The 18,925-nt window shown below is 64.2% G+C and carries 17 protein-coding genes; 2 read left to right on the top strand and 15 right to left on the bottom strand.

Translation table 11 applies throughout. The annotated features are described in order from the left end of the window. Position 1 precedes the first annotated feature (1 nt). Both ACVIIW_RS18440 and ACVIIW_RS18435 read right to left on the bottom strand, forming a co-directional pair. A complete protein-coding gene (locus ACVIIW_RS18440; protein ID WP_456702014.1) occupies positions 2 to 850 on the bottom strand; it encodes a DeoR/GlpR family DNA-binding transcription regulator in 849 nt (282 codons plus the stop codon). A gap of 84 nt (positions 851 to 934) precedes the next feature. Further along, positions 935 to 1,609, bottom strand: a complete 675-nt coding sequence (locus ACVIIW_RS18435) for an HAD family hydrolase (RefSeq protein ID WP_456702013.1) — start codon at positions 1,607 to 1,609, stop codon at positions 935 to 937. Positions 1,610 to 1,763: 154 nt separating this feature from the next. Here ACVIIW_RS18435 and ACVIIW_RS18430 point away from each other — a divergent pair, with 154 nt between their 5' ends. Next, positions 1,764 to 2,216, top strand: coding sequence for a nuclear transport factor 2 family protein (locus ACVIIW_RS18430; protein ID WP_456702012.1), 453 nt, complete (start codon positions 1,764 to 1,766; stop codon positions 2,214 to 2,216). Between the two features lie 65 nt (positions 2,217 to 2,281). Here ACVIIW_RS18430 and ACVIIW_RS18425 read toward each other — a convergent pair whose 3' ends face one another. The 10 genes from ACVIIW_RS18425 to ACVIIW_RS18380 form a co-directional block, all read right to left on the bottom strand. After that, positions 2,282 to 2,473, bottom strand: coding sequence for a hypothetical protein (locus tag ACVIIW_RS18425; protein ID WP_092227352.1), 192 nt, complete (start codon positions 2,471 to 2,473; stop codon positions 2,282 to 2,284). 222 nt (positions 2,474 to 2,695) lie between these two features. After that, positions 2,696 to 3,106: an acyl-CoA thioesterase gene (locus tag ACVIIW_RS18420; protein WP_456702011.1), complete on the bottom strand. Its 411-nt coding sequence runs from the start codon at positions 3,104 to 3,106 to the stop codon at positions 2,696 to 2,698. A gap of 7 nt (positions 3,107 to 3,113) precedes the next feature. After that, positions 3,114 to 5,210 carry a 3-hydroxyacyl-CoA dehydrogenase NAD-binding domain-containing protein gene (locus ACVIIW_RS18415; RefSeq protein WP_456702010.1) on the bottom strand — a complete coding sequence of 699 codons (2,097 nt, stop codon included), beginning with the start codon at positions 5,208 to 5,210 and terminating at the stop codon, positions 3,114 to 3,116. Positions 5,211 to 5,212: 2 nt separating this feature from the next. After that, the gene (locus tag ACVIIW_RS18410) at positions 5,213 to 6,496 is read right to left on the bottom strand and encodes an acetyl-CoA C-acetyltransferase (protein WP_456702009.1); all 1,284 of its coding nucleotides are present in this window, start codon (positions 6,494 to 6,496) and stop codon (positions 5,213 to 5,215) included. Next, positions 6,496 to 8,763, bottom strand: coding sequence for an acyl-CoA dehydrogenase (locus ACVIIW_RS18405; protein ID WP_456702008.1), 2,268 nt, complete (start codon positions 8,761 to 8,763; stop codon positions 6,496 to 6,498). Before ACVIIW_RS18405 ends, ACVIIW_RS18410 begins: the two co-directional genes overlap by 1 nt. A gap of 167 nt (positions 8,764 to 8,930) precedes the next feature. Further along, positions 8,931 to 9,554 (bottom strand): flavin reductase family protein, encoded by a 624-nt coding sequence (locus ACVIIW_RS18400; RefSeq protein ID WP_456702007.1) that lies wholly within the window; start codon positions 9,552 to 9,554, stop codon positions 8,931 to 8,933. A 173-nt stretch (positions 9,555 to 9,727) separates the two neighbouring features. Then, positions 9,728 to 10,327: a TetR/AcrR family transcriptional regulator gene (locus tag ACVIIW_RS18395; RefSeq protein WP_456702006.1), complete on the bottom strand. Its 600-nt coding sequence runs from the start codon at positions 10,325 to 10,327 to the stop codon at positions 9,728 to 9,730. A 33-nt stretch (positions 10,328 to 10,360) separates the two neighbouring features. After that, positions 10,361 to 13,498, bottom strand: coding sequence for an efflux RND transporter permease subunit (locus tag ACVIIW_RS18390; RefSeq protein ID WP_456702005.1), 3,138 nt, complete (start codon positions 13,496 to 13,498; stop codon positions 10,361 to 10,363). 178 nt (positions 13,499 to 13,676) lie between these two features. After that, positions 13,677 to 14,783 carry an efflux RND transporter periplasmic adaptor subunit gene (locus ACVIIW_RS18385; protein ID WP_456702004.1) on the bottom strand — a complete coding sequence of 369 codons (1,107 nt, stop codon included), beginning with the start codon at positions 14,781 to 14,783 and terminating at the stop codon, positions 13,677 to 13,679. Positions 14,784 to 14,908: 125 nt separating this feature from the next. Continuing rightward, on the bottom strand, positions 14,909 to 16,246 hold the full coding sequence (locus ACVIIW_RS18380; RefSeq protein ID WP_456702003.1) for an MFS transporter: 1,338 nt from the start codon (positions 16,244 to 16,246) through the stop codon (positions 14,909 to 14,911). Positions 16,247 to 16,312: 66 nt separating this feature from the next. Here ACVIIW_RS18380 and ACVIIW_RS18375 point away from each other — a divergent pair, with 66 nt between their 5' ends. Next, positions 16,313 to 16,747 (top strand): ribosomal maturation YjgA family protein, encoded by a 435-nt coding sequence (locus ACVIIW_RS18375; protein WP_456705192.1) that lies wholly within the window; start codon positions 16,313 to 16,315, stop codon positions 16,745 to 16,747. A gap of 120 nt (positions 16,748 to 16,867) precedes the next feature. On the opposite strand, the gene ACVIIW_RS18370 is transcribed toward ACVIIW_RS18375, so the two are convergent. The 3 genes from ACVIIW_RS18370 to ACVIIW_RS18360 all read right to left on the bottom strand — a co-directional run bounded on the left by ACVIIW_RS18370 (position 16,868) and on the right by ACVIIW_RS18360 (position 18,760). Then, positions 16,868 to 18,028, bottom strand: coding sequence for a winged helix-turn-helix domain-containing protein (locus ACVIIW_RS18370; protein ID WP_456702002.1), 1,161 nt, complete (start codon positions 18,026 to 18,028; stop codon positions 16,868 to 16,870). Positions 18,029 to 18,144: 116 nt separating this feature from the next. Beyond that, a complete protein-coding gene (locus ACVIIW_RS18365; protein ID WP_456702001.1) occupies positions 18,145 to 18,303 on the bottom strand; it encodes a hypothetical protein in 159 nt (52 codons plus the stop codon). A 211-nt stretch (positions 18,304 to 18,514) separates the two neighbouring features. Beyond that, positions 18,515 to 18,760 carry a hypothetical protein gene (locus tag ACVIIW_RS18360; RefSeq protein WP_456705191.1) on the bottom strand — a complete coding sequence of 82 codons (246 nt, stop codon included), beginning with the start codon at positions 18,758 to 18,760 and terminating at the stop codon, positions 18,515 to 18,517. Positions 18,761 to 18,925 lie beyond the last annotated feature (165 nt).

The raw sequence follows: 18,925 nt of genomic DNA, 5'->3' as shown, positions 1-18,925 counted from the left end.
TCTACCTCAAGCGCACCACCGGCGCGGCTTCGGACGCTGTGTCCTGCGCATCGGCCTGGGTATCGTCGATATCCTCCGCTCCCTTCGGCATCGCCGCCATCACCTCGATGCCCTTGCTGTGGCAGATGGTGGCGAGGCGCTCCGGCAGTTCCTGATCCGTGACGAAGGTCTGGATCTGACTGATATGGGCGATGCGGACCGGCGCGCTGCGGCGAAGCTTCGTGGAATCGGCCACCAGCATGACGCTGCGGGCGTTGGCGATGATGGCCTGTGCCACCTGCACCTCGCGATAGTCGAAGTCGAGCAGCGCGCCCTCCTCGTCGATCGCGGACGCGCCGATGATGGCGTAATCGACCTTGAACTGCCCGATCAGCTGCGTCGCCGTCGAGCCGACCACGGCGCCGTCGGCGCGCCGCACCGTGCCGCCGGCCACCACCACCTCGATGCGGGGATGGCGGTAGAGCAGCATGGCGACGTTGAGGTTATTGGTGATGACGAGCAGATCTTCGTGCGAGGTCAGCGCGCTCGCCACCTCTTCCGTCGTCGTGCCGATGTTGATGAAGAGCGAACAACCGTTCGGGATCAGGGACGCGGCCGCAGCGCCGATCGCCTTCTTCTCGTCGGCGGCGACGAAGCGCCGCGCCTCGTAAGCGAGGTTTTCGACGCCGGAGGCGATGATCGCGCCGCCATGGACGCGGGTCAGCGAACGGCGCTCGCAGAGATCGTTGAGGTCTTTCCGGATGGTCTGCGCCGACACTTCGAACCGGCGCGCCAGCTCTTCGACCATGACGCGGCCGGAGGCGCGGGCGATGTTGAGGATTTCAGCCTGGCGATGGGTCAATCCGGTCACGGCAATGGCCTCCAGAATGGTGCATGGTGCGGCGGTTTGGGCGCGCGGTCAATGCACGACGACGATGGTTAGTGGACGAAACCCTCACCACGCCATCGCGCTCGCCAGCCGCGCGAGCAGCAACGGGTCGTCGAAGGCGCTCGCGGAGGCAACCGCGCCGGACCCAACAAGGTCAGCATCGCTGAGGCTGGTCCGGATGCCGATCGTCGGGATACCGGCCGCGGTGGCCGACTGCACGCCGGAGCGCGAATCCTCGAACGCGATCGACGCAGCCGCGCTGGCTCCGACAAAGCGCAGACCCTCCTGATAAGGCAGCGGATGCGGCTTGCCGTGCGGCAACTCGTCGCCGATCACAAGCGCCTCGAACCGCTCCGTTATGCCGAGGCCGGAGAGCAGCAACTCGGCATTGAGGCGCGGCGCATTGGTGACGGCGACCATGGGAATCCCGGCGCTATCCGCGCGGTCGAGCAGCGCCATCAGGCCTGGCAGCGGCTCGATATGACCCGCAACGAGGGCGCGGAACACTTCTTCTTTCTCGTCCAGGATGGCGGCACGCCGCTCCAGCGTTTCGTCGGGCAAGAACCGCTCGCCGATCGCGACGTTGGCGAAGCCTTGCAGTTCCTTCGAGAAGCGCGCGTGATCGAAGACATGGCCGCGAGGACCGAGCACCTGGTTGAACGCCTTCAAGTGCAGCGGGTCGGTATTGGCGAGCGTGCCGTCGATATCGAACAGCAACGCCCTGCCCATCCTCTCGATCATGTCTGTACTTTCCCAGATGCACGATGCATCGACGCGGAAGACGTATCAATTGAAGCTTGGGCGCGCAATGACGTCCACGCATGACGACCACGCGCCACTCGACAACAGCGCACCCGGCTGCAACACTCCATGCAAGATCAAAAAGGAGGAAACGATGACGATCAACCGGCGCGATCTGGCTCTCTCGAGTTTCGCCATCTCCGCGCTTGCGCTCTCGAAACCGGCGCTCGCCGCCGCAGGGGAGGAAGAGGCCGTGGCGAAGCAGGTCGAGGCCTTCCGCCTCGCCCAGATCGCGGCCGACCGCAAGGCGCTCGGCGCGCTGTGCTGGGACGAGCTGAGCTACAGCCATTCCAGCGGCAAGGTCGAGGACAAGGCGACCTTCATCGCCAATGCCACCGACGGCAAATCAAAGTTTCTCTCGATCGAATACAAGGACCCGACCATCAAAGTCGTCGGCCCCGCCGCGATCGTGCGCTTCCACTGGATCGCGGAACAGGAAATGGCGGCCGACGGGAAAAAAGTGCCGACCAATCTTCACATCCTGATGAACTGGCAGAAGCAGGGCGAGGAGTGGAAGCTCTTGTCGCGCGCAGCGACGAAGCTGTGATCGACGGCATTGCGGCAAGATTCCGGGCTCGCGCCACGCGCACCTCGGAATCACGAGAACGGCCCTTACGCCGCCTCCCTCACGTCCCCATTCACCAGCTTGCGTGCGGCACGCTCGGCTTCGCGGGCGTTGCGGAAGAGCTGGCCTTCGAGCCGGTTGAATTGGTCAGACGAGGCGAAGAAGCAGTAGCCGCCCTGGCCGCGGACCACGATGCCCGCGGTCTGCGAATTCACTTCGATGATATAGCTGTCCGGCATGTCCCGTGGATTCCTCAGTGCGGGCAAATAACGGCATGTCTGCCCAAAGGTTCCTAGGGCAAATCAACCGGTTTTCCTCCCGAATCGACGGGCTATTGAGTACGCCGGGACCTCATCCGTTTTATGACTGGTTCTTGGCGAAGGCGCGACGCGTTGACTCACTCGCGCCGCCTTTCCTGACACTGCACGTCTTCATGAGATGAGACAGAGCGCCGCATGCGATCATGTCGCGATCGGCGGATCGTTGCGCTGGATCGCTTGCGGGTGGCCGTTGTCGTCGATCGAGACGTAAGTGAAATTGCCGTCGGTCACCAGGATCGGCTGCAGCTCGCGGCGCCGCAGCGCCCACGCTTCGAGATGGACGGTCAGGGAGGTCCGGCCGACGCGCACGAGGGTGGCGTAGACCGAGACGAGATCGCCGACATAGACGGCCTTGCGAAAGTTCATCGCGTCGATCGCGACGGTGACGGTGCGCGACTTCGCAGTCTTGGAGGCGAAGACGCCGCCACCGACGTCCATCTGGCTGAGCAGCCAGCCCCCGAAAATGTCGCCATTGGCATTGGTATCGGCGGGCATCGCCAGCGTGCGGATGCAGAGATCGCCGCTGGGCTCGGTCTCCGACTTTTCGGTCATGCGGATCTCACCTGAAATTGTCCCAGCCCGGATCGGGTGCGAAGCGGCCGCCGAATCGCTCGGCCAGCGCGCGCATGGTCGATACGACGTTTTCCGTGCCGCGCGCACGTGCATAGTTCAGCGGCCCGCCGCGGAACGGTGCATAGCCGGTGCCGAAGATCATTGCGCCGTCGACAGCGTCGGGGTCGTCGACGATGCCTTCGCGCAGAGCGGCGACGCAGACATTGGACATCGGCAGCACCAGGCGGTCGATCATCTGGTCGGTTACGCCAGGACCGGTCTCGGGCAAGGGCGCCTTTTGCGCCTTGCCGTCCTTCCAGGTGTAAAAGCCCTTGCCTGTCTTGCGGCCAAGTTCGCCCTTGGCGACTTTGTCGCGCAACCATGCAGGCGTGGGTGGCAGCAGGTCGCCAAATTTGCTGCGCAGCATGTCGCCGACGTCGAGACAGATGTCGAGCCCAACCTGGTCGGCGAGTTCGATCGGTCCCATCGGCATGCCGAACTTTTCGGCAGCTGCATCGATCAGGCGCTGGTCGATCTTCTCGTCCAGCATCACCATCGCTTCCAGCATGTAGGGCGTCAGCGCGCGGTTGACGAGGAAGCCGGGCGAGCTCTTCACCTGTAACGGCAGGCGGTCGATCGCGCCGACAAAGGCGAGCGCTTCTTTCAGAACTTGCGCGTCGTTGCCATCGTGGCTGACGATTTCGACCAGTTGCAACCGCGATACCGGATTGAAGAAGTGCAGCCCGACAAGGCGCTCCGGCCGCGAGAGCGTGGTGCGGAGATCCCCAAGCGGGATGCTCGACGTGTTGGTGGCGAGAATCGCACCCGGCTTCATCCTGGGCTCGAGGGCGGCATGGACCTTCTGCTTCAGCTCGAGCTTTTCCGGCACCGCCTCGATGATGAGATCCGCGTTGCGGACGCCCTCGCCGTCCATGTCAGGGATCAGGCGATCGAGCGCGTCGCGCACCTCGGTGGCTTTTCGGATGATCTTGCCGTAGAGCTCGGCGGCGCGCTTCACCGCGCCGGCGATCGGCTCGGCCTTCATGTCGGCGAGCGAGACGCGCAGCCCCTGCCCCGCTACCCAGGCCGCGATGTCGCCGCCCATGGCGCCGGCCCCGATCACGTGGACGTGCTTGACCGTGTTGCCGGAGCCGGCGGATTTCTTCATCTGCTCGCGCAGGAAGAACACCCGAATGAGATTTTGCGCGGTCGGCGTCACCGTCAATTTGGCGAACGAAACCTGCTCCGCCTTCAACATCGCAGCCTTGCTGCCGCCATGCGTCTCCCAGAGATCGATCAGCGCGTAGGGCGCGGGATAATGCTCGCGGGAAGCGGCCTTCGCCGCCTCCGAGCGCATGCGTTTTGCCAGCAGGCCGCGCACCGGACCGAAATTGGCGGCGCGCGTCAGGACCCCCGGACGCGTCCGCTTCAGGCGCCCGAACAGCGCGTCCTTCACGGCGCCCTCGACATGGCGCTCCTGCGTCACGGTGTCGACGAGGCCGAGCGACTTGGCGCGGCGCGCATCGATGGTGCGGCCGGTCAGCATCAGCGTCATCGACTGCGTGGGGTTCACCAGCGCGGTGAAGCGCGCGGTGCCACCGAGGCCGGGATGCAGGCCCAGCATCACCTCCGGAAAACCGAAGCGCGCGCCGTCGATGGCAATGCGCGACTGACAGGCCAGCGCGACCTCGAGGCCGCCACCGAGACAGAAGCCGTGAATGACCGCGACGGTCGGCAGCTTCAGCGCCTCCAGATGGTCGATCACCGCATGTGCGGCACGAATGCGCGTCTCCACCGCCTCCGCATCGGATGCGCCACGGAATTCGTTGACATCGGCACCGGCGATGAAGCCGGACGATTTTGCAGAGCGGATCACCAGGCCCGCGGGGCGCTCAGTCTCGATCGCCGCGAGCACGGCGTCGAACTCCTCCATCACGTCCGAAGAGAGCGTGTTGGCGCTTGATCCGGCGCGATCGAACAACAGCCAGGCGACGCCATCGGCACCGCGCGTCAGCTTGAAATGCTTGTACGGGCCGTCTGCCGCCGGCTTGGGCCCGAGCTCCAGCACGCGGTCGCCGAGCGCGGTCATGATCTTGGAATCCATGGTCACACCGCCTCGATCAGCATGGCACCACCGAGCCCGCCACCAATGCATTCGGTCGCAATGCCGCGCCGCGTGCCGAGCCGTTTCATGGCGTTGACGAGATGCAGCACGATGCGGTTGCCGGAGGTGCCGACGGGGTGGCCGAGCGAGATAGCGCCACCATCGACATTGAGTTTGTCGCGGTCGATCCGGCCGGCCGCGCCGTCGAGCCCGAGAATCTCGCGGCAGAATTTGTCATCGTTCCAGGCAGCGAGGCAGCCGAGCACCTGCGTCGCAAACGCCTCGTTCAACTCCCAGGTCTCGACGTCCTGGAGCGTGAGATTGTTGCGGGTCAGGAGCGGCGTCGCCGACATCACGGGACCGAGCCCCATGATAGAAGGATCGAGCGCGGCCCAATTGCTGTCGACGATGGCAGCCTTCGGCGTCAGCTTGTGTTTGGCCACCGCCGCGTCGGAAGCCAGGATCACCCAGGAGGCGCCGTCGGTGATCTGCGAGGAATTGCCGGCAGTGACCTGGCCCCAGGGACGCTCGAACACCGGCCGGAGCTTTGCCAGCGTCTCGGCCGTGGAGTCCGGGCGCACGCCGTCGTCATGGTCGAAGAATTTGCCGTCGCGGGAGAACGCGGTCTCGACCTCGCCTTTCAGAAAACCCGCATCTTGCGCATGCGCGAGACGGCGATGGCTCTCGGCCGCATAGGCATCCGATTGTGCGCGGGTAATGCCGAAGAGATAGCCGACCACTTCTGCGGTTTGGCCCATATTCAATTCCGTGACGGGATCGGTCAGTCCGCGCTCCAGCCCGATGATGGGCTTGAGATAACGAGGGCGAAGCCTGAAGGCTGCGGCGAGCTTCGCCGCCACGCCCTTGGCGGTGGCGAGCCCTGCGAACCAGCGCACGCCGGAATTCGGCCAGACCAGCGGCGCGTGGCTCAACGCTTCGGTGCCGCCGGCCAGGATCATGTCGGCATGGCCTTCGCGGATATAGCGGTAGGCGGTATCGATCGACTGCATGCCGGAGCCGCAGTTGATCTGCACGGTGAAGGCGACCATGTCCTCGCCCATGCCGAGCCGGAGCGCGGCGACCCGGGCCGGGTTCATCTCGTCGGCGATCACGTTGACGCAGCCAAGGATGACCTGGTCGAAATCGTCAGGCGAAAATGGCTGGCGCGCCAGCAGCGGCCGTCCGCATTGCACGGCGAGATCGACAGGCGTGAACGGCCCTGGCCCCGAGCGCGCTTTGAGAAACGGCGTCCGGCTGCCGTCGACGATGAATACCGGTCGTGCCATCAGCTCGCCGCCCTCTGTTCACCGAGTTCCTGGAAGAACTGATGCACGTCGCCTGTTTTCTTGTAAATCGGCGACAGCGCCTCCGGCGCAAAATCGTCGACCTCGATCACTTTTGCCACGGCTTCGTGAGCGGAAGCGAGCTGCTCGCCCTCGGCCTGCGTGATCACGCCCTTGGCGACGGCTTCCTTCCAGTCGCGGATTTCAGCGACGCGCATGCGCCTGGCGACCGCGTCCGTGGCCGTCACCAGCTTGAACGCGCGCTCCAGCCGCGCAAAGCCGCCATCGTCATCGACATGAGCAAGATTCGACGTGAGACGCTCGCGCGCGGCCGAAGGCTCCAGCACGATGCCGGCGCATTGGTGCACGACGCGGTCGGACGGGCCGAGCACGCGGGCGCCGAAGGGCTGGACCACGAGCTTGAGGATGACGGCAATGAAACGGTTCGGCAGGTTGGCAAGGATTTCGGCGAGCCTGACCTCGATGGTCCTGAAGCCCGTCGCCATGCACCATTCGAGCGCGGCAAAGTCTTCCTTCTTCCGGCCTTCGTCCTGCCAGCGTTTTAGCGCGGCGGAGAGCAAGTACAGCTCGGAGAGGATGTCGCCGAAGCGCGCCGACAGCATCTCCTTGCGCTTGAGCGCGCCGCCGAGCATCAGCAGCGCCACGTCGGCGCAAAGCGCGAATGCCGCCGAATAGCGCGAGAGCTGGCGATAGAACGGCGTGGCGTCGCCTGCATCGGGCGTAAGTGCGAAGGCGCCAAGGGTCCAGCTCGCACCGAACGCGCGGAACAGCGTCCGGAAACTGTGGCCGACATGCCTCCAGAATGCCTTGTCGAACGCGGTGAGCCCACGCTCGCGGTCGGTATCGGCCAACGCATTCATCTCGTCGAGCAGATAGGGATGGGCGCGGATCGCGCCCTGGCCGAACACGATGAGATTGCGGGTGAGGATGTTGGCGCCCTCCACCGTGATGCCGACAGGCACGGCGCGGTGCAGATTGCCGAGATAGTTTTGCGGGCCGTCGATCACGGCCTTGCCGCCGTGGATGTCCATCGCGTCGTCGATCGCGATCCGCATCCGCTCGGTCGCATGCAGCTTCATGATGCCTGATATCACGGCGGGATGGACGCCGGCGTTCAGCGCCGCACAGGTGAGCCGGCGCGCCGCGTCGAGCTGGTAGGCAGTCGCCACGATGCGCGCGAGCGGCTCCTCGACGCCTTCGAACCTGGAGATGGAGATGCCGAACTGCTCGCGGATGCGGGCATAGGCGCCGGTGGTGCGGGCGGCGTAGGCGGCGCCAGCGGCCGAGAGCGATGGCAGCGAGATGCCGCGGCCGGCGGCAAGCGCCGTCATCAGCATCTTCCAGCCTTGTCCCAAGCGATCCTGGCCGCCAATGACATAGTCGAGCGGGATGAAGACGTCGCGGCCCCAGTTCGGGCCGTTCTGGAACACCTGCATCGACGGCAGATGGCGGTGGCCGATCTCGACGCCGGGAAGATCGGTCGGGATCAGCGCCACGGTGATGCCGAGCTCTTCCTGCCGGCCCACGAGATGGTCGGGATCATAGGCCTTGAAGGCGAGGCCGAGCAGCGTGGCGACGGGACCAAGCGTGATGTAGCGCTTGTGCCAGTTGAGCTTGAGGCCCGTGACCTCGCGGCCCTCGAAGGTGCCCTTGCAGATGATGCCGGTGTCAACCATCGAGGCCGCATCGGAGCCGGCCTCCGGGCTGGTGAGACCGAAGCAGGGAATGTCGCGGCCATCGGCCAGGCGCGGCAGCCAGCGCTCCTGCTGTTCCCTGGTGCCGAAGCGCATCAGCAGTTCGCCGGGACCGAGCGAGTTCGGCACCATCACCGTGACGGCGGCCGCGATCGAACGCGTCGAGATTTTCCGCACCACTTCCGAATGCGCATAGGGCGAGAAGCCGAGGCCGCCAAATTCCTTCGGGATGATCATGCCGAAGAATTTTTCGCGCTTGATGAAGTGCCAGACATCGGGCGGCAGATCGCGCCATTCCCAAAAGATCTTCCATTCATCGAGCATGGCGCAGAGCTCGTCGACGGGACCGTCGAGGAAGACCTGCTCCTCCTCGGTCAATGTCGCCTGCGGGATCTTCAGCAGCTTCGACCAATCAGGGTTGCCGGCGAAAAGATCGGCATCCCACCAGACGTCACCGGCCTCCAGCGCCTCGCGCTCGGTATCGGACATCGCCGGCAGCACGCCGCGCGCCCATGAGAAGATCGGCTTTGTCAGGGTGTCGCGGCGGAAGCTCATGGCGGACCTCATGCAACGGCGCTGATGTGGGCATTTTAGCGGAAAGTGGCCGGCGTGCGTGAACACTTCGCCTGGAAAATCATGCGAATTGACGCGGCCGGGCGGCCGCCCCGGCGCACTTAACGGCCAGGGCGCGGTGGCAGTTCCGGGTTACGGGCTCGCCCGGTCTAATCCGGCCGGACCATCTCGAACATGTTTTCCGGCTTGATCTCGAAATAATCGCCACGGCGGCCGGCGCGCACGATCGGGCGGGCAGCGGCCGTCTGGTAGACGCCGTCCTTGATCATGGCCTTGTCGATGTGGACGGCGACGACCTCGCCGAGGGTCAGCCAGGCGTTGGCCTCCCTGCCGTCGGCGCCCTTGAGGCGGACGATGTCGGATACCTTGCACTCGAAGGCGACCGGGCTTTCGCCGACGCGTGGCACATTGACGAGCTTGCCGGGGACGGCGGTGAGGCCCGCGATCTCGAACTCGTCGACTTCGGAGGCGACATGCGCGGCGGTCGCGTTCATCTGCCTGGCCAAATCCATGGTGGCGAGATTCCAGACGAACTCGCCGGTCTGCTTGATGTTCTCGACCGAGTCCTTCCAGTTTGTGGAGGAAAAGCCGATGATCGGCGGCACATAGCAGAACGCGTTGAAGAAGCTGTAGGGCGCAAGGTTGACGTGGCCCTTGGCATCGCGCGACGAGATCCAGCCGATCGGTCGCGGCGCGATGATGGCATTGAAGGGATCGTGCCTGAGGCCGTGGCCTTTGGCGGGCTCATAGAAGTGCAGGTCTTTGTCGGTCACGCGCTGCTTCCCTTTCGTCATTTGCGCGCGAAGCAATCCAGAATCCCTCATCGGAGACAAGTCAGGATTGCTTCGCTTCGCTCGCCATGACGGAGTGTGTTGACGGGTCCTTGCTCGCCATCCGCCGTCGAGGGCGCCGCGAACCGGATTATAGGAGTAATCCCGCCGCCCGGTCAGTGGCGCGGCGACAGGGCCGCGATGACGAAATCTATCATCTGGTCGATCGAGGGGCCGGGCTTGGTGGCGCACTGCGCGATCATCTGGGGGTGGAAGAAACGCATCATGGCGGTGCAGGCACAGAGCGAGGCCAGTTGCAGGTCCGGTACCTCGAACTCGCCGGAGGCGGCGCCCTGCGCGATCATCTGGCCGATCACACCGGCAATGCACTCCATGTGGGTGACGCAGACCTCCCAGTCTTCCTGCATCGCGATCTCGACCATCTCGTGCAGCTTGTTGTCATCGACATAGCGCTCGGTATTCATGCGGTTGATGGTGGTGAGCAGTTCGCGGAAGCGCGGGATCACCGCACCGGGCCTTGCCAGGATGCGCCGGGCCTCGAGCTCGACCTCCCCCATCAGGCCCCGAGCCACCGATTGGTGGATCGCTTTCTTCGATTCGAAGAAGCGATAGACGTTGGCGGGACTCATCCGGAGCTCTTTGGCGATGTCCCCGACCGTGGTCTTCTGATAGCCGATCTGGCGGAACAGCCGCTCGGCCACCTCGAGAATACGATCCCGGGTGTCGCCTTCGATATGTTCCGAAACCAGTGTCATGCGTCAGGACTCGTCCATTGCTAGTTTTCTCATTTATTCAGCCGCTTCAGCAAGCGGAATTGCGTGCTCGTCATCGCTCCCATGCTGCGGCGCGGCAGGCTGTTCCGTCGTACCGCCCTCGTCGAGGCTCTTCCTGAACCAGAGGGCATAGAGGCCCGGCAGATACAGCAGCGTCAGGAAGGTCGCGACGAACAGGCCGCCCATGATGGTGATCGCCATGGGGCCCCAGAAGGCCGAACGCGACAGCGGGATCATGGCGAGGATGGCGGCGAGCGCCGTCAGCACCACCGGACGGGCGCGGCGGACGGTCGCCTCGACGATCGCCTCACGCCGGGTCAGACCATGCGAGACGTCGGTCTCGATCTGGTCGACCAGGATGACCGTGTTGCGCATGATCATGCCGGCGAGCGCGATCAGGCCCAGCAGCGCCACGAAGCCGAACGGGGCGTTGGCGACGTTGAGGCCGAGGGACGCGCCGACGATGCCGAGCGGCGCGGTCAGGAACACCAGGAACAGGCGCGAGAAGCTTTGCAGCTGGATCATCAGCAGCGTCAGCATCACCATGACCATGACAGGGAAGAGGATGAAGATCGAAGCGTTGCCCTTGGCAGATTCCTCGAACGCACCGCCCGCCTCGATCCGGTAAGCCGGCTCGAGATGATCCTGAATCTGCTTCAGCTTCGGCGCAATCTGGCCAGTGACGTCGGGCGCCTGCACGCCGTCGACGACGTCGGAGCGCACGGTGATCGCCATGTCGCGGTTGCGCCGCCACAGGATCGGCTCCTCGTGGGAATATTCGATCTTGGCGATCTGCTGCAGCGGGACCGCGACGCCATTCTTCGAGGTGATGGTAAGATCGCCGACACCGCCCAGATCGAGACGTTCGGACGGAATCGCGCGGGCGACCACGCCGACCTTCTCGATGCCGTCGCGCACGGTCGTGACCTGTGCGCCCGAGATCAGCATCGACAGCGCCTGCGACACGTCCTGCGGGGTGAGACCCATGGCGCGGGCGCGATCCTGGTCGACGACCAGCTTGAGGTAAGGCGACTGCTCGTTCCAGTCGAGCTGGACGTCCTTGACGTTCTTGTTCTGCCGCATGACGTCGCGAACCTGGTAGGCGATCTCGCGCACCTTGTTGGCATCGGGGCCGATCACGCGGAACTGCACGGGGAAGCCGACGGGCGGGCCGAAATTGAAGCGGTCGACGCGGACGCGCGCCTCCGTCAGCATGCCGTCGGCAACTGCGCCCTCGATCTTGGCCTTGACCCGCTCGCGCGCCTCGACGCCCTTGGCGACGATGACGATCTCGGCAAAGGCCTCGTTCGGAAGCTGCGGGTTGAGGCCGAGCCAGAAGCGCGGCGAACCCTGGCCGACATAGGCGGTATAGGTCTCGATATCCTTGTCGTCCTTGAGCAACGTCTCGGCCTTCTTCACGGCCTTCTCGGTGACGTTGAAGGCGGTGCCTTCGGGCAGGCGCAGCTGCAGGAACAGTTCGGGCCGCTCCGACAGCGGGAAGAACTGCTGCTGCACATGGCCGAAGCCGACGATCGAAGCCACGAAGACACCCACGGTCGCGACCACCACCGTGATACGATGATTGACGCACCATTGCACGACGGCGCGCAAGCCGCGGTACATGCGGGTCTCATAGACCGCATGCGGGTCATGATTGCGGTGAACCTTGATCTCCGGCAACAACTTGACGCCGATGTAAGGCGTGAAGATCACCGCCACGAACCACGAGGCGACCAGCGCGATCGCCACGATCCAGAAGATGCTGCCGGCATATTCTCCGACCGCGGAATTGGCAAAGCCGATGGGGAGGAAGCCAGCGGCCGTAACCAGCGTTCCCGTGAGCATCGGAAACGCAGTCGATTCCCAGGCAAAGGACGCCGCGCGCATGCGGTCCCAGCCCTGCTCCATCTTCACCACCATCATCTCGACCGCGATGATGGCATCGTCCACCAGCAGGCCGAGCGCGATGATCAGCGCGCCGAGCGTGATGCGGTGCAGGTCGAGCGACATCACGTTCATGACGATGAAGACGATGCCGAGCACGAGCGGCACCGACATGGCGACCACGATGCCGGTGCGCCAGCCCAGCGCCAGGAAGGACACGAACAGCACGATGACGAGCGCTTCCATGAAGGAGTGCACGAACTCGCCGACGGCGTGCTCGACCACCTTCGGCTGATCGGCGATCAGGCTGACGTCGACGCCCTGCGGCACCGCCTTCATGAACTCGGCCGTTGCCTTCTCGACCTCCTTGCCGAGCTCGAGGATGTTGGCGCCCTTGGCGGTGACGACGCCGATGCCGATGGCGGGCTTGCCTTCCTGGCGAACGATGAAGCTCGGCGGATCGACATAGCCGTGGGTGACGGTGGCGATGTCGCCGAGGCGGAACACGCGGCCGTTGCTCTCGACCGGGGTCTCGGCCACGGCCTTTGCGCCGTCCAGTGCGCCGGTGACGCGCAGCGGCACACGCTGCGACGAGGTTTCGACCGTGCCGGCCGGCGTGACGTTGTTCTGCTTGGCGAGCGAATCGAACAGCGCCTGAGGCGTGATGCCCAGCGTCGCGAGCTTGGCGTGGCTGAACTCGACGTAGATGCGCTCATCCTGGTTGCCGTAGACGTCGACCTTGGTCACGCCAGGAACCTTGAGCAGGCGCTGGCGGAAGCCTTCGGAGACCTTCTTGAGCTGGGCGTAATCAGCGCCGTCGCCGGTCATCATGTAGAGGATGGAGTCCACGTCCGAGAATTCGTCATTGACCACGGGTCCCAGGATTCCGGCGGGCAGCTGCCCCTGCACATCGACCAGCTTCTTGCGCAGCAGATAGAAAAGGTAAGGCACGTCCTTCGGCGGCGTGGAATCGCGGAAGGTCACCTGCAGCGCGGTGAAGCCAGGCTTGGAATAGGTCTGCACCTTCTCGAAGTAAGGCAGCTCCTGGATCTTCTTCTCGATCGGATCGGCGACCTGGGTCTGGATTTCCTGCGCGGTCGCGCCCGGCCACATCACCGAGACGTTGACCACCTTCACCGTGAAGAACGGATCCTCGGCGCGGCCGAGCTTCTGATAGGAGAAGAAGCCGGCGACGCCGAGCACCAGCATCAGGAACAGAACCAGCGTCGGATGGCTGACGGCCCAGGCCGAAAGGTTGAAGCGCTTCATCGCTCTCTCCGAAAAGTCGATCCAATTGCCAAAAACGACAGCCGCCCTGTTCAAGGCGTCGTCGCGAGGCAGCGAAGCAATCCAGGGGGCTGGGCAGGTTCTGGATCGCTTCGCCGCTTCAGCCCGTGCATTTGCGCGTCGGGCCGAAACTCGCCTTGCAACAACGGACGCGTAAACTCTAGAAAGACAGTGACGACACGACCCGCACCTTCTGGCCGGGATCGAGCTTCTGGACGCCGAGGGCGACGATCTTGGCGCCCTCGTCGACGCCACCGGTGATGACGACGTCGCTGCTGTCGTAAGCCTTCACCGCAACCGGCTTCAGCGTGACCGCACCATTGTCATCGACGACGTAAAAGGACGGCTTGCCGCCTTCGTTGAACAGTGCCGACAGCGGCAGCCGCGCGACACGTTCGGTGGCGGCGTCCGACAACGTCAACGTCGCGGTCATGCCGAGCGAAACCTTGTCGTCGGCTTCAGGCAGCGAAAACTTTGCGAGATAGGTGCGCGTCGCCGGATCGGCGGTGGGCGCGATCTCGCGCAGCTTGGCCGTATATTTCTTGTCCGGCTCCGACCAAAGAGTGACGCTGGCGACGCCCGACTTGGCGCGTGCAACCAGCGTCTCAGGGATCGCGACGACCGCTTCCTTTTCAGCAAAGCGGGCGACACGGATCGAAGCTTGGCCTGCGGCGACCACCTGGCCGGGCTCGATCAGCGTTGCGGTGACGACGCCACGGGCGTCGGCATTGAGCGTCGCGTAGGAAAGAGAATTCCGGGTCAGTTCGACCGAACGGATGGCGCGGTCGAGGCGCGCACGGGCCTCGTCGGCGGCAGCGCGGCTCGAATCCATCGCGGCATCCGTGGTCCAGCCCTTGGCCTTCAATTCCTTGGCGCGCTGCTCGGCGGCGGCGGCCTGGGCCAGCACGCCGGTGGCGGCGGTCTGCTCGGCGACGGCCTGCTCGGCCTGGAGCTTCAGATCGACCTCATCGAGGGTCGCGAGGGCCTGACCGACTTCGACGGTCTGTCCGACCTCGACCAGTCGCTTGTCGACTTTGCCCGCGACGCGGAAACCAAGGTCGCTCTCGATCCGGGGCCTGATCGTGCCGACGAAGCTGCGCTCCGGGGTCTCGGCATCAAAATGGGCAGTTGCGACCAGAACCGGCCGCGGAGGCTCGGCCTTTTCGGCGACGGTGTCATTGCACCCGGCCAGCGCAGCGGCCATCAAGGCCAGCGAGACACCCGCCAAGAGCCTGGAATAGCTGGACAAAACGGACCGAACGAACATCGGAGGACACTCCTGCGTCTGCAACGAGAGGAATGTCGACTAATCACTGATGAAAGTCAATAATCGTCAGTCATCAGGAAACCGTGATCGTTGAGGGGACCTCTGCCCGTGGCCGGCGATGTTTGCTACTGGCGTTCGGCGAACTCGTGCTTGCTCTCGTGGCCGCCGATGAAGACCAGGATGCCGGCGATCAGGGGCAGCACCGCGAGCACGAGCAAGCCGGTCGAGGTCTGCCCCGTCGCTTCCTTGACCCAGCCGATGAGATAGGGGCCGCCGAAGCCTGCGAGGTTGCCGACCGAGTTGATCAGCGCGATGGCGCCGGCAGCAGCGGTGCCCGAGAGCCAGGCCGTCGGCAGCGTCCAGAACACACCGAAGCAGCAGAATACGCCGATCGCGGCGAAGGTCAGCACCACCATCGTCATCGTGGGATCGGTGAGGTAGCTGGAGACGGCGAGCGCGACGGCGGTCAGCAGCAGCGGCGCGCCGACATGCATCACGCGCTCGCGCGTCGCGTCCGAATGCCGCGCCCACAGGATCATCGCGATGGTGCCGAACAGATACGGGATCGCCGTGACGAAGCCGGTCTGGGCGTTGGTGAGACCGAACGCCTTGACGATCTGCGGCAACCAGAACTGCATGCCATAGAGCGCGCCCACGAAGCCGAAATAGACCAGGCTCAGCATGATCACCTTCGGCGAGGACAGCGCTTCGCCGAGGGACAGATGCTTGACCGCCTGCTTGGCGGCAATCTCGGAATCGAGTCGAGCCTTGAGCCACGCCTTCTGCTCGGCCGAGAGCCAGTCAGCCTTCTCCGGCCTGTCGGTGAGGTAGAACCAGGTGACGATGCCGAGCAGCACGGAAGGGATGCCCTCGAGGATGAACAGCCACTGCCAGCCCTTCAGACCCATCGCGCCGTCGAGGCCGAGCAGCAGGCCCGAGATCGGCGCACCGATCACGGTCGAAACCGGCACGGCGATCGCGAAGGCCGCAAGGAACCGGGCGCGATATTCGGCCGGATACCAATAGGTGAGATAGAGGATGATGCCGGGGAAGAAGCCGGCCTCGGCCACCCCGAGCAGGAAGCGCAGAACGTAGAAGCTGGTGACGCCGCCCGTGAGCGCCATCAGGGCCGAGATGATGCCCCAGGTCACCATGATGCGGGCGATCCAGCGGCTAGCCCCGAACTTTTCCAGCGCGAGGTTGCTCGGCACCTCGAAGATGAAATAGCCGATGAAGAAGATGCCGGCGCCCCAGGAGAAGATCAGCGGCGTGAACTTCAGCTCCGCGTTCATGGTCAGCGCGGCGAAGCCGAGATTGACGCGGTCGAGATAGGAGAAGAAGTAGGCCAGCACCAGGAACGGGATCAGGCGCCAGGAGATGGCACGGATCGTCGAGGTCTCGATGTCCGACCTGTTGGTATTCTTGGCTCCCGTGGAACCGGTATAGGCTGTGGTCTGGCTCATGGCGTCCCCCCCTATTGTTGCTTTTGTGAGCTAAAGGCGGTTTTGAGCATCGCGGGTAAAGAGTCAATGGAAGCAATGCAGCCAGTCAACACCCTTGCGCTGCGGCAGACGTCGCTGATCCGCGTCGCCCTGGCGCTGGTCGTGATTGCCTGCGGGCTGTCTCTCCGCCGGTACGGCTTTCCGCTCGGCCTTCCCGCCTTCGTGGTGAAGTATGGCGGCTCGCTGCTGTGGGCGACGATGGTGTTCTTGCTCGTCGGGCTCTTGCTGCCGCGGCTGCCCCGGAGCCAGCTCGCGGTGATCGCGATGGCCGTCGCGGCGGTGGTCGAGTTTTCCCGGCTGGTGCATACGCCATGGCTCGATGCGTTCCGCCTCACCACCGCCGGCGCCTTGCTGTTGGGCCGCATCTTCTCGCTTTGGAATCTGGCGGCTTATGCGGTTGGAATCGGGTTCGGTATCTGGCTGGATCGGCTCATGGAGATACGCAGGGTAACTGAAGGCTAGTCTCGTCGAGGCCGGTGATCGACAAGGCATTTGAGCAAGCAAAGGATGCCCTCGGCTATCTTGCAAAAGGCAGGGCCAAGGGAAAAGTCGTTGTCCAGATGAGGTGAGGTCGCCCCACGCTCACGCCGCCAATTGAAACCGCTCGAACCGATCGAGTTCGTCCTCGATCTCCTGCTTCAGTTCCTTGCGCCCGGCGGTTTTCTTCCCCTGCCCGAGCCAGGTCCATTTCTGCATCAACAGCTTCCTGGCCTGCCGGTCGGTCTTGAGGTCGAGCGCCGCGACGATCTCGTCGCCGACCAGCACGGGCAGCGCGAAATAGCCGAGCTTGCGCTTGGCTTTCGGCACATAGGCCTCGAACAGATGATTGTAACCGAAAATGAGATTGGTACGCTTGCGCTGGATGATCAGCGGATCGAACGGCGAGAGGATGTGGACGAGATCCGGCGACAATTCATGCGGCTCCAGCGCCGCGGGCATGGCCCAATGCTCCTGCTTTCCCGCGCCTTCGACCGCGACAGGCAGGAGCTCGCCGCGGCGGACGCGCGAGGCGATCAGGCCCGCGACGGCCTTCTTGCTGGGCGCATCGAGATAGCAGATCGAATCGAGGCTGACCACGCCTTGCGAGCGCAACGCGCGGTCAAGCAGATAGGCCGTTATCTCTTTCGCCGAAGCGGGTTTCGGCAGCTTGTCCCAGCCAAAATGGCGCGTCATCAGATCATAGGTCTTGAGCATGCCCTGGCGCGCGCTGATGGTCGCGACACCGGTATAGAAGGCAAGCTGAAGTGCCCGCTTCGAAGGCTTGCGGCTCTGCCACAGATGCTCCTTCTCGGTGAGCACGTCGTCCTCGATGTCGCGGATCGTTAGTGGGCCGGCGCGGAGCAGCCGCATCACCTTGCGCGAGTCGGCCGGCTTGACCGAGGCGTACCATTTGTGACCCTCGCGCTTGTGCTCGCGCATCGCCGGCAGGAAGAAGCGAAAATCATCTGACGGAACGTAGGACAGCGCATGGGTCCAATACTCGAACACGCTTTTGTCGACGCTCTGGGCATGACGCAGATCGGCGCGGCGGTAGGACGGGATGCGGCTGAACAGGATGTGGTGGTGACACCGCTCGATCACGTTGATGGTGTCGATCTGCACATAGCCAAGATGGGCGACCGCATCGGCAACCGCCTGCGCGCCCTCCCCGAACGGCTCGCGCGTATCGAGCCGCTGGGCGCGCAGCCAGATCTGCCGGGCCTGTCTCGTCGAGAGCGGGAGGGGTTTTGGTGGGCGGGACATTGCGGGAGGCAATGTAGCGGGATTCGCGGGGGGAGAAAGAAGCGGCAGATGAATCGCAAAATAAAAAACCGCGCCGTCATCTGCCGACAGCGCGGCGGAAATGATGCGGCCGAAGCCTACTTTATCGACATGGCCTTCTGCGCCTTCATGTAGTGCATGCAGCCGCTCTTCATCTTGCCCATGCTCATGTCCGTGTTGGCCATGGCCATTTCCTTGTTCGCCGCCATCTTGGCGGGCGTGTCGGCGGGACCGGACATCGCGGCCGTCGACTTCATCAGATTATCGCTGGTGCACGCCATCTTCGCGGCGGACGCTGGGGAAAGGCAAACGCGACAAAAGCTGCGGCGGTAAGCAAGGTCTTCATCGAAAAGTCTCCTGAAGTAAAACGAAGCCGGCGTCATGCCGGCCTTCGCAACTACGTAGTCTCTGGCGAGAACGTTTCGTGGAGCAGGCAATTGTCTTGCTGCAGCGCAAAGCGAGACGGCGTTAGCGGCCGTCCTTCGGCACCTTGGGCCGGTTGCTGAGGCTGCCAGTGGCGATATCAGGCTCGCAGGAGGCCCTGCCGCGCCCTTCCGACTCGCAACGATAGACGCTGCCGGTGAGGCGATCGACCAGCCACACGGTCTCGTCGGTCGGAGCTTGGAGGCCGGTATACCGGGAGGTCACTCCCGTGATCAGCGTGGAGAGCAGGATCGCGACCGCGATCATCGCCGCGCCGATGTAGATGGGCATGGCATTCAGAGACACGGCCCGATCCGGCGGGCCACTGCGATGGTAGTCACGCTGATAGTCACTTGGCCTCGGCACTGGATGGAACTCGGCTCCCCTCGCCTGCGATGTCGGATGAAGGTGTCTGCTAGGCGCGCATCTGGCCGAAAACTTGTTCGCAGACAGGCG

The sequence above is a fragment of the Bradyrhizobium sp. USDA 4449 genome (genome assembly GCF_054056275.1).
Note: the sequence above shows the minus strand (reverse complement) of the source record. Positions and strands in the feature narration are given on the sequence as shown.

Bases quoted from the DNA above. Each gene is read 5' to 3' on its own strand.
- ACVIIW_RS18415 (WP_456702010.1), bottom strand. From the start codon at position 5,210: ATGGATTCCAAGATCATGACCGCGCTCGGCGACCGCGTGCTGGAGCTC.
- ACVIIW_RS18390 (WP_456702005.1), bottom strand. From the start codon at position 13,498: ATGAAGCGCTTCAACCTTTCGGCCTGGGCCGTCAGCCATCCGACGCTG.
- ACVIIW_RS18375 (WP_456705192.1), top strand. From the start codon at position 16,313: ATGGAAGCAATGCAGCCAGTCAACACCCTTGCGCTGCGGCAGACGTCG.
- ACVIIW_RS18385 (WP_456702004.1), bottom strand. From the start codon at position 14,783: ATGTTCGTTCGGTCCGTTTTGTCCAGCTATTCCAGGCTCTTGGCGGGT.
- ACVIIW_RS18405 (WP_456702008.1), bottom strand. From the start codon at position 8,763: ATGAGCTTCCGCCGCGACACCCTGACAAAGCCGATCTTCTCATGGGCG.
- ACVIIW_RS18395 (WP_456702006.1), bottom strand. From the start codon at position 10,327: ATGACACTGGTTTCGGAACATATCGAAGGCGACACCCGGGATCGTATT.
- ACVIIW_RS18435 (WP_456702013.1), bottom strand. From the start codon at position 1,609: ATGATCGAGAGGATGGGCAGGGCGTTGCTGTTCGATATCGACGGCACG.
- ACVIIW_RS18370 (WP_456702002.1), bottom strand. From the start codon at position 18,028: ATGTCCCGCCCACCAAAACCCCTCCCGCTCTCGACGAGACAGGCCCGG.
- ACVIIW_RS18420 (WP_456702011.1), bottom strand. From the start codon at position 3,106: ATGACCGAAAAGTCGGAGACCGAGCCCAGCGGCGATCTCTGCATCCGC.
- ACVIIW_RS18410 (WP_456702009.1), bottom strand. From the start codon at position 6,496: ATGGCACGACCGGTATTCATCGTCGACGGCAGCCGGACGCCGTTTCTC.
- ACVIIW_RS18360 (WP_456705191.1), bottom strand. From the start codon at position 18,760: ATGCCCATCTACATCGGCGCGGCGATGATCGCGGTCGCGATCCTGCTC.
- ACVIIW_RS18380 (WP_456702003.1), bottom strand. From the start codon at position 16,246: ATGAGCCAGACCACAGCCTATACCGGTTCCACGGGAGCCAAGAATACC.
- ACVIIW_RS18365 (WP_456702001.1), bottom strand. From the start codon at position 18,303: ATGAAGTCGACGGCCGCGATGTCCGGTCCCGCCGACACGCCCGCCAAG.
- ACVIIW_RS18430 (WP_456702012.1), top strand. From the start codon at position 1,764: ATGACGATCAACCGGCGCGATCTGGCTCTCTCGAGTTTCGCCATCTCC.
- ACVIIW_RS18425 (WP_092227352.1), bottom strand. From the start codon at position 2,473: ATGCCGGACAGCTATATCATCGAAGTGAATTCGCAGACCGCGGGCATC.